Source organism: Sphingobium quisquiliarum P25, from assembly GCF_000445065.1.
Classification (GTDB): Bacteria; Pseudomonadota; Alphaproteobacteria; order Sphingomonadales; family Sphingomonadaceae; genus Sphingobium; species Sphingobium quisquiliarum.
Genome location: NZ_ATHO01000001.1, coordinates 1 through 13336 on the forward strand (window position 1 = coordinate 1; position 13336 = coordinate 13336).

Genomic DNA, 13336 nt, shown 5'->3' on the forward strand with positions numbered 1-13336 from the left:
TGCGGCGGCGCTCGGAACGGCTACGGCCGGGCGGCTGGCGAAGCTGAACGGCTGGGTCAGCGGAGCAGCGCCAGCGGTTACTTCGCTGTCGATGCCGGTAGCGACAACCGACACGCGGATCTTGCCGTTGAGGCCGTCATTGAAGGCCGAACCCCAGATGATGTTCGCATCCGGGTCGACAAGTTCGCGGATATGATTGGCCGCTTCATCCACTTCCATCAGGCGCATGTCGTCGCCGCCGACGATGGAAACGATGACGCCCTTCGCGCCGCGCATCGACACGCCGTCGAGCAGCGGGTTGGCGATCGCCTTCTCCGCCGCCTGGAGCGCGCGGCCGTCGCCTTCGGCTTCGCCGGTGCCCATCATCGCCTTGCCCATTTCACCCATCACCGAGCGGACGTCAGCGAAGTCGAGGTTGATGAGGCCCGGCATGACCATCAGGTCGGTGATGCCGCGGACGCCCTGCTGCAACACCTCGTCAGCCATCTGGAAGGCTTCCTTGAAGGTGGTGTTGGGGTTCGCGATCAGGAACAGATTCTGGTTGGGGATGACGATGAGGGTATCGACATGCTTTTGCAGTTCCTCGATGCCCGATTCCGCCGACTTCATGCGGCGGTTGCCTTCGAAGGTGAAAGGCTTCGTCACGACGCCGACGGTCAATATGCCCTTGTCGCGCGCGGCCTTGGCGATGACGGGCGCAGCGCCGGTGCCGGTGCCGCCGCCCATGCCCGCCGCGATGAAGCACATATGCGCGCCTTCCAGCGCCTGTTCGACCGAAGCGATCGTCTCTTCCGCCGCCGCCTTGCCGATTTCGGGACGCGATCCCGCGCCCAGCCCTTCGGTGATCTGCGGGCCAAGCTGGATGCGCCGCTCTGCGGGCGAGGCGTTCAGCGCCTGCGCATCCGTGTTCGCGACGATGAAATCCACGCCCTCGACCGACGCGGCGATCATGTTCGCGATGGCGTTGCCGCCCGCGCCGCCCACGCCGATCACCGCGATGCGTGGCTTCAACTCATCCACATGCGGTGGGCTGATCTCAATGCTCATAAATTCTAGCTCCCTCCAGCTCCGGCGACATGAGCGAAACTGTCATCGAAGGTTAATGCAACAGAAAATAGCGTATTTCACCAGTAAAATTCGTTCTGCTTCGGATTATTCAATAGTTGGTCTTTATGGCTCTTACCATACGCTGCCACCATTGCGGCGCGCCGATACGGTGCACGGTCTGTGGCGCGGATGCTATCGTCCTAAGGTCAACCGGGTTCGAAGCGCCGTAAAGCGCAAGTCCGGCCAGCGTGGCGAAGGCCGGGCCGCTATGCGCTTCGGGCATGGCAGCAAGTCCGCGCGGCCGTCCGATCCGCACCGCGCGGCCCAGCGCGCCCTGCGCATAATCGGCGATGCCCTTCATTTCCGCGCCCCCGCCCGTCAGCACCACTTGCCGTCCGGTCGGCGTGTTGAAGCCCATGCCAGCGAGCGCCGCATTGATCTCCGTCATCAACTGGTTCAACCGCTCGCAAATCACCGCGACCAGCGCGGCGCGCGTTATCTTGCCCCCATCGGCATTCGGCCCGGCATTCTGCCCCGGAAGCGCAACATCGCCATGCGGCGGCGCGATCTCGATCATCTCGCGAAAGTCGCGGCGGTTCTGCATTGCGGAGCCGTAGAAGCATTTGATACGCTCCGCCTGGCTGCGGCGGATGCCGAAGGCGGAGGCGATGTCGTCCGTGATGTCCGAAGCGCCGATCGGGATGCTGTGCAGCCCCACCAGCATGCCGCCCGCATAGAGGGACACGTTGGTGACGCCAGCGCCCATCTCCACCAGCGCGACGCCCAGGTCCCTCTCCTCCTCCGACAGGCAGGCGAGCCCCGTCGCGATGGGCGAGGCGACGATGCTGTTGACGTTCAGATAGGCGCCCCGCACGCACAGGTCGAGATTGGCGAGCGGCGCACCGTCCGCCAGCACGACATGGATATCGACGCCCAGCAGGTCGGCATGCATGCCCAGCGGCTTCTTCACCGGCACACGGCCGTTGATGGTGAAGCAGGTCGGCTGCGCATGCAGCACCACGCGGCCATCGGGGTCGATGCCCTGCTGCCCCGTGGTCAGCAGATCGTCTATATCGGCCTGCTCGATGCGATAGCCGCCCATGTCGCGCTCGACCGTGACGACGTCGCTGACCAGGCTGCCGCCCGAAAAGCTGACCCACACATCCTCGATATTGGTGCCAGCGACACGTTCGGCCTGCTCCACCGTTTCGCGCACGGCGAGTTCGGTGCGCTCCATGTCGGCGATGAAGCCGCGGCGCACGCCCCGGCTTTCCCTCTGACCCGTGCCCAAAATCGCGAGTTCGCCCGTCTCGGTTCGCCCGGCGATGAGCGCCGACACCTTCCACGATCCGATGTCGATCGCGGTGACGAGCTTTTCGACCTTGGGCTGGGGCATGGGGTCAGCCCTCCTCGCCGATAGGCTCTGGATCAGCGTCAGCCTTGGCAGCACCCTGCGCGGCAGGCTTCTCCCGCGCCTGATCCTGCGGCAGGCGCAGGACGAAACGGTCGGGATCGCGCATGTCGAATTTCACGATACCGCGTCCCAGCAGGCGGTTGACCCCGTCCATGCGGGCGAAATTGACCAGCGCGGTGGCAGAGGCCCTGTCTCCTTCCGGCAGGGAAAGCGTTTCCCCCGACTGAAAGCGCAGGTCCCAGCGGCGGTTCCCGACCCATGTCGCCCCGGCAAGCATCGGCTTGAGCGCGGGCGCATTTTCCATCAGCTTGTTGAGCCCCGCCGTCTGGCGGTTGGCGCTCGGCCCCACGACCAGCGGCAGGTCGGGCATGGCGCTTGGCGACACGGATTGCAGCACCACGCCCTGCACGTCGATCAGGTGCAACTGGCCATCATGCTGCCATACGGCGACCGGGTCCCGCTCCACGATATCGACCACCAGCGTATCGGGCAGGCGGCGGGAAATGCGCGCATCCTTGACCCAGCCAAGCCGCATCATCTCCGCCCGCACCTTGGGCAGGTCGAGCGAGAGCATGGAACGGTCCACCTGGCCCAGCGCGATATTGTAGACCGGCAGCTCGTCCATCCGCTCGACGCCGCGCACCTCGACCTTCTGAACCTCGAAACCGGCATTGGCGGCGATCTCCGCGGCCTTCTGCCCGGCCATGGCGGGAACGCCCGACAGCACGGCGATCCCGGCGATGGCCGCAACCACAATGCCCACGATCGCCCAGCTTGCCATGCGCTGCAACGTGTCTTCGCTGACCGGCAGGGCATGGACCATGCGCCCGGCCCAGCTACGCCGCTTGCCTGGTTTCCCTCGCCCGCCGCCATTGCGTCCGCCCATGGAGGCGGTGCGCGTCAGCCGCGCCGTTCCGCCACGCCGGATGCGTGCCTCAGCCATGCCCTGCCCCCTTCAACGCGTCCTCGACGATCCGTTCGACCAGTTCCGCATATTCGATGCCCAGCTTCGCCGCCTGTTCGGGCACAAGGCTGAGCAGAGTCATCCCCGGCTGGGTGTTCACCTCCAGCAGGAACAGCCCTTCCACGCCCTGGCTGTCGTCCCAGCGGAAATCAGACCGCGACGCGCCCCTGCATCCCAGCAACTGATGCGCGCGCAGCGCGATCGCCTTGCATGCCTCTCCAATCTCGGCCGGAATATCGGCGGGGCAGACATGCTCGGTCATGCCGTCGGTATATTTGGCATCGAAGTCATAGAAGCCGCTCTTGGGGCGCAGCTCCGTCACCAGCAGCGCCTCATCACCCAGAACGGCGGTCGTCAGTTCCCGTCCGCGAATATAGGGTTCGGCGAGCAACTGGTCGAAATGCTGCCAGGGCCCTTCGACATCGCGGCCTATGGGAAACCCGTAATTGCCCTCCTGCGTCACGATGGCGACGCCGACGGAACTCCCTTCATTGACCGGCTTCACGACATAGGGGCGCGGCAGCGGATCGCGATCGAACAGGCTGGCGCTCTCCACTATGTGACCGCCGGGCATCGGAATGCCATGCGGCACCAGCGCCTGCTTGGTCAGTTGCTTGTCGATTGCGATCACCGATGTTGCGAGCCCCGAATGGGTGTAGGTAAGGCCCATCAGGTCCATCATGCCCTGCACCGTGCCATCCTCGCCAGGGACGCCATGGAGCGCATTGAACACGACATCGGGCCTGACCTCGGCAAGGCGCTGCGCCACGCCGCGATCCATGTCGATCCGCGTGACCTTGTGCCCGCGCGATTCCAGCGCCTTCGCAACGCCCTCCCCGCTCATCAGCGATACGGGCCGCTCCGCCGACCAGCCGCCCATCAGAACGGCGACATGCCAGGGACCGCGCGTCATTTCAGCATCTCCATGAATATACCGTTCGGGCCGAGCGAAGTCGAAGCCCTGCGCTGAACGAAGTGAAGTGCTTCGCTCCGCCCGGCAGAGCGAGGAGATTTGAGCAGGTTACTCACTTCGTCAGCCCCACCCGCTGAATTTCCCATTCAAGCTCAACGCCACTCTTCGCCTTCACCCGGCGGCGGACTTCCTCGCCCAGCGCTTCGATATCGGCGCTGGTGGCATCGCCCAGATTAAGCAGGAAGTTGGTGTGCTTTTCCGACACTTGCGCGCCGCCCAGCCGCAGCCCGCGGCAGCCCGCCTCATCCACCAGCGCCCAGGCCTTGTGCCCTGCCGGGTTCTTGAAGGTCGAACCGCCGGTCTTGCTGCGCAGCGGCTGACTTTCTTCACGCGCGGCGGCGATGCGGTCCATCTCCGCCTGGATCGCGGCAGGATCGCCAGCGGCGCCCCGGAACAGCGCGCTCACCACCACCGCCCCTTCGGGCAGGCTGCTGTGGCGGTAGCTGTAGCCCAGCGCATCGGCAGCCAGAGTCACCTGCTCGCCGGAGCGGAGCACCACATCGCATTCGACCAATATATCGCGCGTTTCGCGCCCATAAGCGCCGCCATTCATCCGCACGAAGCCGCCGACCGTGCCGGGGATCGATCGCAGAAACTCCAGCCCGGCGATACCGGCATCACGCGCGGTCGAGGACACGAGAATGCCCGATGCCCCCCCGCCGCAGCGAAGGGTGACGGCATCGGCCTGCTCGACCTTGGCGAAGGGCTTGCCCAGACGGACGACAACGCCCGGCACGCCGCCATCGCGGACGATGAGGTTGGAGCCAAGCCCCAGCGCCATCACCGGCACGGACGGGTCGAGCCGCGTCAGAAAATCGGCAAGGTCCTGCGCGTCCTTGGGCTCGAACAGCCATTGCGCAGCCCCGCCCGCCTTGAACCAGACAAGGGGCGCGAGCGGCGCATCGGCCTTCAGCGTGCCGCGCACCGAAGGAAGGGCGGTCTCGGCCAGCGTCAACCGCCCAGGCCCCAAAAGCGCATCCAGCCCTTCACCGCATTGGCGCCTGCATTGCCCAGCGGCGTTGCGGCAAGGCTGGCGTCGACATTCTGCTGCGCGGTTTCGACCAGTTCCTGCGCCGCTTCGATGCCCTGCATGTGGATGTCGATCATCCGCTTCTGCATTTCCAGGCCGACGTTGAGCAGTTCGAACATCAGGCCGCTTCCTTTTCCGCCACCGCCGGGGCAAGGCCCGCCGCCCATTTGGTGATGTCGCCTGCCCCAAGGCAGATGATCATGTCGTCGGCCCGGCAATCGGCGGCAATGACGCGGGCCAGATCGTCCGCGCCTTCCACCGTGGCGGCATGGCGATGTCCCCGCCGCTTGAGTCCGGCGACCAGTTCCGCGCTGTCCACGCCCTCGATCGGCTGCTCGCCCGCCGGATAGACTGGCGCTGCATAGACGATGTCGGCGTCGTTGAAGGCCTGCTGGAACTCGTCCATCAGGTCGCGCAGCCGGGTATAGCGATGCGGCTGCACCACGGCGATGACGCGGCCCTTCGCCCCTTCACGCGCGGCGGCGAGCGCCGCCTTGATCTCGACGGGATGGTGGCCATAGTCGTCGATGACGGTGGCGACGCCCCCCTGCGCGGGAATTTCGCCCACCTTGGTGAAGCGGCGCTTCACGCCCCCGAACTTGGCGAAGCCGGTCTGGATCGTCGCATCGTCGATCCCCATCTGCAACGCCACGCCGATCGCCGCCATGGCGTTCAGTACATTGTGACGGCCGGGCATGGGCAATTCTATGCCCTCGATCCGGCGGACCGACCCGTCGCGCTCGCGGATCTGGACGTCGAAACGGTTGCCGCCGGGAATCGGCTGGACATTCTCGCCCCGAATGTCGGAAGGCGCGGAAAAACCATAGGTGACGATGCGGCGGTCCTGCACGCGCGGCAGGATGGCCTGCACCTCCGGGTGATCCAGGCACAGCATCGCCGCGCCGTAAAAGGGCACATTTTCGACAAATTCGACAAAGGCGTCCTTCACCTTGTCGAAACTGCCATAATGGTCGAGATGTTCGGGATCGATATTGGTGACGACCGCCAGCGTGCCGTCGAGCCGCAGGAAACTGCCGTCGCTCTCGTCCGCCTCCACCACCATCCAGTCGCTCTTGCCCAAACGCGCGTTGGAGCCATAGCTGTTAATGATGCCGCCGTTGATGACGGTCGGGTCCACGCCGCCCGCATCCAGCAGCGCCGCGACCATGGATGTGGTCGTCGTCTTGCCATGCGTACCCGCGATCGCGACCGTGGACTTGAGGCGCATCAGTTCGGCCAGCATCTCCGCGCGGCGGATGACGGGCACGCGCTTTTCCAGCGCCAGGTCGACCTCAGGATTGCCCTTCTTGATTGCGGTGGAGGTGACGACCACGGCCGCATCGCCCAGATTTTCGGCCTTATGGCCGATCATCACGGGGATGCCCTTCTGGCGCAGCCCTTCGACGACATAGCCTTCCGCCACGTCGCTGCCCTGAACCTTGTAGCCCAGATTATGCATCACCTCGGCGATGCCGGACATGCCGATGCCGCCGATGCCGATGAAATGGATCGTGCCGATGTCGGTGCCGACACCCTTCATGCCTTGTATCCCTTGTGCAAAAATCCGTTCGCCCTGGGCCCGAACGGGAAGAGGTTGTTGTTCTTCACGCAGGGACACCCTGCAAATTCAGGCTGGCGGGCACCGGGCCCACCCGCAGCGGATCGTTCATGATCGGGGCCGGGCCGATGCTTTCCAGCAAGTCCGCCATGTCGCGCGCCGCGTCCGGGCGGCCACAGCCGCGGGCGCGCTTCGCGGCGTTCTGGAGCGCGCCGGGCTCCAGCGCCATCTTCTGCATCTGCTTGGCAAGCTCGACCGCCGTGAAGCGGCTCTGCGGAATGGTCCGCGCGCCGCCCGCCTCCGTCATTTCGCGGGCATTGGCGGTCTGGTGATCGTCCATGGCGCTGGGCAGCGGGACCAATATGGCGGGACGGCCAGCGCAGGTCAGTTCCGCCAGCGTCGATGCGCCCGCGCGCGCGATCACCAGATGCGACCAGCTGAGCTTTTCGGGCACATCGTTGAAATAGGTGGCAAGGTCGGCCGGGATTTCCAGATCGGCATAAAGGTGGCGGACCCGCTCAATATCTTCCGCCCGGCATTGCTGCGTCACCTGCAAACGGCGGCGCAGGCTGAGCGGCAGCATGCCAAGGCCATCGGGCACGACGCTGGACAGAATGGACGCGCCCTGACTGCCGCCGATCACCAGCACGCGGAACACGCTTTCGTCGGTCAGCGCGGGAAACTCCTCCTCGCGCAGCGCCTTCACCTCTTCGCGCACCGGGTTGCCGACCAGATGCACCTTGCCTGCATATTTGTGCTTGAGCCGCTCGACATTGGGATAAGCGGTTGCGATGGCGTCGACGCGGCGGGCGAGCAGGCGATTGACCCGGCCGAGCACCGCATTCTGCTCATGAATCGCCGTCGGAATGCCATCGGCCAGCGCGCCCAGCAGCGCGGGCATAGCGGGATAGCCGCCAAAGCCCACGACGGCGGTGGGCCGGAACGTCTCGTTGAGGCGGCGGGCCATGGCACGCCCGGCCAGGATCGCCTTCAACGCGCCGGGCCAGCTGCGCGGATCCCTGGTCATGCGCCCGGCGGGCAGCACATGGACCTGCGCCTTGTCGAAGATGCCGGGGATCTTGGCTCCGCGCTCATCCGTCACCAGAGCGACATGATGGCCCCGCGCCATAAGCTCCTCCGCCACGGCGTGCGCTGGAATCATGTGACCACCCGTCCCGCCTGCGGCAAGGACGAAGTGACGGGAAATGCTCATCTACCACTCCACTTGACGACGGTATGCCGGCCCATGAAGGGGTTGCGCCGCGTGAATGCGAGCAACAAGCCTACCCCGATACAAAGCGCCAGCATAGAGGAGCCGCCGTAGCTGATAAAGGGCAGCGTCATGCCCTTTGACGGAAATATCTGCGCATTGACGCCCATGTTGATGATCGCCTGGAGCCCGAACTGCGTCGTCAGGCCAGCGGCGGCCAGGATCGTGAAATGATCGTCCTCGTCCAGCAGGCGCAGCAGCACGCGCACGACGATGGCAAGGTAGACGCAGGCGATGCCGATGCAGGCGAGCAGCCCGAACTCCTCGCCGATCACCGAGAAAATATAGTCGGTATGCGCTTCGGGCAGGCGGAACTTGTTCTGCCCGCCGCCCGGCCCCACGCCGGTGAAACCGCCATGGGTGATGGTGCGGAACGCCAGCTCCGTCTGGTCCGGCCCGACATCCTGCGCCACGCCGATGCCAAGGAAGTCGTTGATGCGCTGACGGCCATTTTCATAAAACATATACATGGCCACCAGACCCGCGAGGCCCAGCCCCGCCAGCGCCCCGATGATCCGCATCGACACGCCCGACAGCAGCAGCAGGCAGCTCCAGCAGGCAAGGAAGATGACGGTCTGGCCAAAGTCCGGCTGCTTCATCAGGATCGCCGCGATCAGCGCCGTCAGCACCCCGGTCAGGCGGATGACGGGCAGGCTGGCGTCCTTTTCCCGCAGCGACAGCAGCCAGGCGATCGTCACGACGTAGACGGGCTTCAGAAACTCCGAAGGCTGGAAACGGAACCCCGGCAGGTCGATCCAGCGCTTGGCCCCGTTCACCGTCGATCCCAGGATCGGGACGCACAACAGCATCACGATGAAGAAAGCTGACAGGAACATGGCCAGCCGCCGCGCCTGCTGACGCGGCAGCATGGAAATGACCAGCATGATCGGCAGGCCGATGAAGACCCACATGAGCTGGCGATAGAAATAGATGAGCGGAGTAACAGAAACGGTGCTGGTCGACCGGTCGATGGCGGCCACGGGCGACGCGGCGGCCACCGCGACCAGCCCGATCGCCATCAGCGCGACGATCAGCGACAGGAGAACGCGGTCGATTTCCCAGAACCAGATGGCCAATGCCGTGCGCTCACGCGGAACGGTGCGGTTCCGAAACCCCTTCACCAGTTCGCCTGCCCTGAACATTCCGTCGCCCCTTGTTTAGCCCCAGCCGCTTCTAACCGTCCCTGCCCCCTTCTTCCAATGCCGCGACGGCGGCCGCGAAGGCATCGCCCCGGGCCTCGAAATCGCGAAACTGGTCGAAACTGGCGCAAGCGGGCGAAAGCAGCACGACATCCCCCGGCTGCGCCACCCGCGCCGCGCGGCGGACGGCGGCCGATAGCATCTCGCTATCGTCCACCGCCATATGCGGGCGCAGCAGATCGGCGAACATATGGCCCGCTTCACCGATGGTATAGGCATGGGCGACATTGCCGAAATAGGGCGCGCACTCGTCCAGATTGTCCGTCTTGGCGAGCCCGCCGACGATCCAGTGCAGCCGGGGACGCCCGTCCACCGGCGGATAGGCGGCAAGGGCTGGCGCGGTGGAGGCCGGATTGGTCGCCTTGCTGTCATTGACGTAGAGTACGCCGCCGATCTCGCCCACCCGCTGCATCCGGTGCGGCAGGCTGGCATAGCTTTGCAGGCCCTTATCGATCACCGCCTGATCGATGCCCAGCGCACGGGCGACGGCGATGGCGACGGCGGCGTTCTGCGCGTTGTGAGGCCCCTGGAGCGAAGGCCAGCCCGCTTGCGCGGCCGGGTCGATATCGCTCGATTTCACCTCAACGGCTTCATACTCGCGCGCGATTCTCCGGCTCGGCTCATCCTCGGTCGCGATCACCGCGACATGCCCCGCCGACTGCATCGCGAACAGCCGCGCCTTGGACGCCACATAGCCTTCAAAGCCGTTATAGCGGTCCAGATGATCCGGCGTGATGTTCAGCAATACCGCCACATCGCAGTCCAGGCTGTGGGTCAGGTCGATCTGATAGCTCGACAGTTCCAGCACATAGATGCCGCCTTCGGGCAGCGGGTCCTGCCCCAGGATCGGCAACCCGATATTGCCGCCCATGCGGACCGGGATGCCCGCCGTTTCGATGATGTGATGGATCAACGCAGTCGTCGTCGACTTGCCGTTGGTGCCGGTGATGCCGACCACCCTATGCTTGGGCAGCGTCGGGCGGGCCAGCGCGAAAAGCTCGATATCGCCAATAACAGGAACGCCCGCCAGCTTCGCATGCATGGCGATGGGATGCTTGTTGAGCGGCACGCCCGGCGACACCACCACCCCGTCGAAGCCCGCCAGATCGATATCGAGCGGATCGGCGATCTCCGCCTTGCCGGCGACGGCCGCCCGCGCTTCGTCCCGATTGTCCCAGGCGACCACGCGCGCGCCGCTCGCCACCAGAGCCTCTACCGTGGCGAGGCCGGACCGGGCGAGACCCAGCACCGCATAGCGCTTACCGGCGAAGACGGAGGAAGTGACGCCCATCCCCCTCACCTGAGCTTCAACGTGGCAAGACCGGCGAGCGCCAGCACGAAGGAGATGATCCAGAATCGGATCACCACCGTCGGCTCGGCCCAGCCCAGCTGTTCGAAATGATGGTGGATCGGCGCCATGCGGAACACGCGCTTGCCGGTCCGCTTGTAGAAGAAGACCTGGATGATGACGCTCATCGCCTCGACCACGAACAGGCCGCCGATCACGCCCAGCACGATCTCATGATGCGCCGTCACAGCGATCACGCCGATCGTCCCGCCTAGCGCCAGACTGCCGGTATCGCCCATGAAGACGGCGGCGGGCGGCGCGTTGAACCACAGGAAGGCAAGCCCAGCCCCAATGATCGCGCCGCACAATATGGTCAGGTTGCCCGCCCCCGGCACATGCGGAATGCCCAGATATTCGGCAAAGTCCGCGCGCCCCACCAGATAGACGATCGCCATGAACGCCATGCAGGCGATGATGACGGGCATGGTGGCAAGGCCGTCCAGCCCATCGGTCAGGTTCACCGCATTGCCGAACGCCACGATCACGAAGGCGGCGAACAGGAAGTAGAACGGCCCCAACTCGATCGCCGGACCATTGTAGAAGGGCAGGTACAGCGCCGTGTTGCCATGCTGGTTGACGATCAGCCAGGCGGCGAACCCGGCGATCAGGAATTCCAGCACCAGCCGCATCTTGCCCGAAAGCCCCTTGTGGCTGGCCTTCGTTACCTTATCGTAATCATCAAGGAAGCCGATAGCGCCGAAACCCAGCGTCACGAACAGGCAGGCCCAGACATAGATGGACGACAGGTCCATCCACAGCAGCACCGACGTCACCATCGAGGTCAGGATCATGAGCCCCCCCATGGTCGGCGTCCCGCGCTTGGCCAGATGGGTCTGCGGTCCATCGTCGCGGATCGGCTGCCCCTTGCCCTGCCGCACGCGCAGCCAGCCGATGAAGCGCGGCCCGATCAGCAGGCCGATGATCAGCGCCGTCGCGATCGCCGCCCCCGCCCGGAAGCTCAGATAGCGGATCAGGTTGAAGACACCCGCAAAATCCATGGTCTGGGCAAGCCAGTAAAGCATCGGTCGTTCAGTTCCCCGGAGTCTTGTCTGCAATCAGCGCGGCGACCAGGCGGGACAGGCCGATCCCGTTCGATCCCTTGACCAGGATCGCATCGCCAGCGCGCAATTCCTTCTGGACGAGGCGAGTCGCCTCCGCCGCGTCCGCCACATGATCGAACGGCAGAACCCCGGCCAGCGCCTGCGCCAGTGGCGTCATCTCCGCGCCCACCAAAATGGCATGGTCGACCTGCGCCGCCGCCAGCGGCTCGGCAAGGCCCGCATGCAATTCGCCGCTGCGATCGCCCAGTTCACGCATGCCGCCCAGCACGGCGATCCGGCGGCTCGCCTGTTCGCGGCCCAGTTGCTTCAGCGTCGCCGCCATGCTGAGCGGATTGGCGTTGTAGCTCTCATCGATCAGCAGCGCCTCGCCCTCTCCCGCCGCCACCATGCTCCGCTCGCCCCGCCCCGGAAGGCCCGGCATTTCGGCAAGGGCTAGGCCAGCGGCGGCCAGGTCGCCGCCCAGCGCTTCCACCGCCGCGAGCACCGCCAGCGCGTTCGACACCCAATGTTCGCCCGGCGCGCCAACGGTGAAGCAAAGCTCCGCGCCCGGCAGCGCCGCAGTCACCAGCGTGCCGCCATTCGCGGCGGGCACCATGTCGCGGACATGGACGTCCGCCTCTGGATCGAAGCCGAAGGTCAGGATGCGCGCGGCATGCTGTTCCGCCTTGTCGTAGAGGATCGCGACATGCGGACTGTCATAGGGGATGACCGCCGTGCCGTCTGGCTCCAGCCCTTCGAAGATTTCCGCCTTGGCCTGCGCGATCGCTGCCTCGGTGCCGAAAAATTCGATGTGCGCGGGCGCGATTGCGGTGACGATCGCGACATGGGGGCGCACCTGCCGCGTCAGTTCCGCAAGCTCGCCCGCATGGTTCATGCCCATTTCGAACACGCCAAAGGCCGACCCGCGCGGCATGCGTGACAGGCTGAGCGGCACGCCGACATGATTATTGTAGCTCTTGACCGAACGATGCACTTCGCCAGGACAGATGCGGTCGAGCGCGTGGAACAGCGCTTCCTTCGTCCCCGTCTTGCCGACCGATCCGGTGACGCCCGCGACCTTCCCCCGCATCCGGCTGCGCGAGGCCCGTCCCAGCGCTTCCAGCGCGGCGGCGCTGTCCTTCACCAGCACATGCGGCTGATCTATCGGTTCGCTGACGATCGCGCCGGTGGCGCCTTGGTCGAACGCCTTGCCGATGAAATGATGGCCGTCCGTCACTTCGCCCTTCATCGCGACGAACAGGTCTCCGTCCGTCACTTCCCGGCTGTCGAACGCGACGCCCGAAACAGCGAAGGGCGCCGAAGCGACGCCCCCCGTGGCTTGCGCGATCTCCTGGGAGGTCCAAAGCGCGCTCAACCCGCGCACTCCCGCGCCACCGTCACGTCGTCAAATGGCAATACGCGGTCGCCGATGATCTGGCCCTGTTCATGGCCCTTGCCAGCCAGCAGGACGATATCGTCCGCGCCCGCCTGGC

The 13336-nt window shown here is 65.5% G+C and carries 12 protein-coding genes; all 12 read right to left on the reverse strand.

The genetic code is table 11. The annotated features are described in order from the left end of the window. A partial coding sequence (ftsZ, locus tag L288_RS22465) for a cell division protein FtsZ (RefSeq protein WP_021236349.1) occupies positions 1-1047 on the reverse strand: 1047 nt, incomplete at its 3' end. A gap of 109 nt (positions 1048-1156) precedes the next feature. Next, positions 1157-2443, reverse strand: a complete 1287-nt coding sequence (ftsA, locus tag L288_RS22470; RefSeq protein ID WP_021236350.1) for a cell division protein FtsA — start codon at positions 2441-2443, stop codon at positions 1157-1159. Between the two features lie 4 nt (positions 2444-2447). Next, the gene (locus L288_RS22475; RefSeq protein WP_021236351.1) at positions 2448-3404 is read right to left on the reverse strand and encodes a cell division protein FtsQ/DivIB; all 957 of its coding nucleotides are present in this window, start codon (positions 3402-3404) and stop codon (positions 2448-2450) included. After that, positions 3397-4338, reverse strand: coding sequence for a D-alanine--D-alanine ligase (locus L288_RS22480; protein WP_021236352.1), 942 nt, complete (start codon positions 4336-4338; stop codon positions 3397-3399). The genes L288_RS22475 and L288_RS22480 overlap by 8 nt, the downstream gene beginning before the upstream one ends. 112 nt (positions 4339-4450) lie before the next feature. After that, positions 4451-5353: a UDP-N-acetylmuramate dehydrogenase gene (murB, locus tag L288_RS22485; RefSeq protein WP_021236353.1), complete on the reverse strand. Its 903-nt coding sequence runs from the start codon at positions 5351-5353 to the stop codon at positions 4451-4453. Further along, positions 5350-5547, reverse strand: coding sequence for a hypothetical protein (locus tag L288_RS22490; protein ID WP_021236354.1), 198 nt, complete (start codon positions 5545-5547; stop codon positions 5350-5352). The genes murB and L288_RS22490 overlap by 4 nt, the downstream gene beginning before the upstream one ends. Continuing rightward, positions 5547-6968, reverse strand: coding sequence for a UDP-N-acetylmuramate--L-alanine ligase (gene murC / locus L288_RS22495; protein ID WP_021236355.1), 1422 nt, complete (start codon positions 6966-6968; stop codon positions 5547-5549). Before murC ends, L288_RS22490 begins: the two co-directional genes overlap by 1 nt. A gap of 64 nt (positions 6969-7032) precedes the next feature. Beyond that, complete coding sequence (murG, locus tag L288_RS22500; protein ID WP_030539650.1) at positions 7033-8199, reverse strand: undecaprenyldiphospho-muramoylpentapeptide beta-N-acetylglucosaminyltransferase; 1167 nt, start codon at positions 8197-8199, stop codon at positions 7033-7035. After that, positions 8196-9398: an FtsW/RodA/SpoVE family cell cycle protein gene (locus tag L288_RS22505; RefSeq protein ID WP_021236357.1), complete on the reverse strand. Its 1203-nt coding sequence runs from the start codon at positions 9396-9398 to the stop codon at positions 8196-8198. The genes murG and L288_RS22505 overlap by 4 nt, the downstream gene beginning before the upstream one ends. Before the next feature lie 31 nt (positions 9399-9429). Beyond that, positions 9430-10746 (reverse strand): UDP-N-acetylmuramoyl-L-alanine--D-glutamate ligase, encoded by a 1317-nt coding sequence (murD, locus tag L288_RS22510; RefSeq protein WP_021236358.1) that lies wholly within the window; start codon positions 10744-10746, stop codon positions 9430-9432. A 5-nt stretch (positions 10747-10751) separates the two neighbouring features. Next, positions 10752-11825, reverse strand: coding sequence for a phospho-N-acetylmuramoyl-pentapeptide-transferase (gene mraY / locus L288_RS22515; protein WP_021236359.1), 1074 nt, complete (start codon positions 11823-11825; stop codon positions 10752-10754). A 7-nt stretch (positions 11826-11832) separates the two neighbouring features. Continuing rightward, on the reverse strand, positions 11833-13218 hold the full coding sequence (locus L288_RS22520) for a UDP-N-acetylmuramoyl-tripeptide--D-alanyl-D-alanine ligase (RefSeq protein ID WP_021236360.1): 1386 nt from the start codon (positions 13216-13218) through the stop codon (positions 11833-11835). Positions 13219-13336 lie beyond the last annotated feature (118 nt).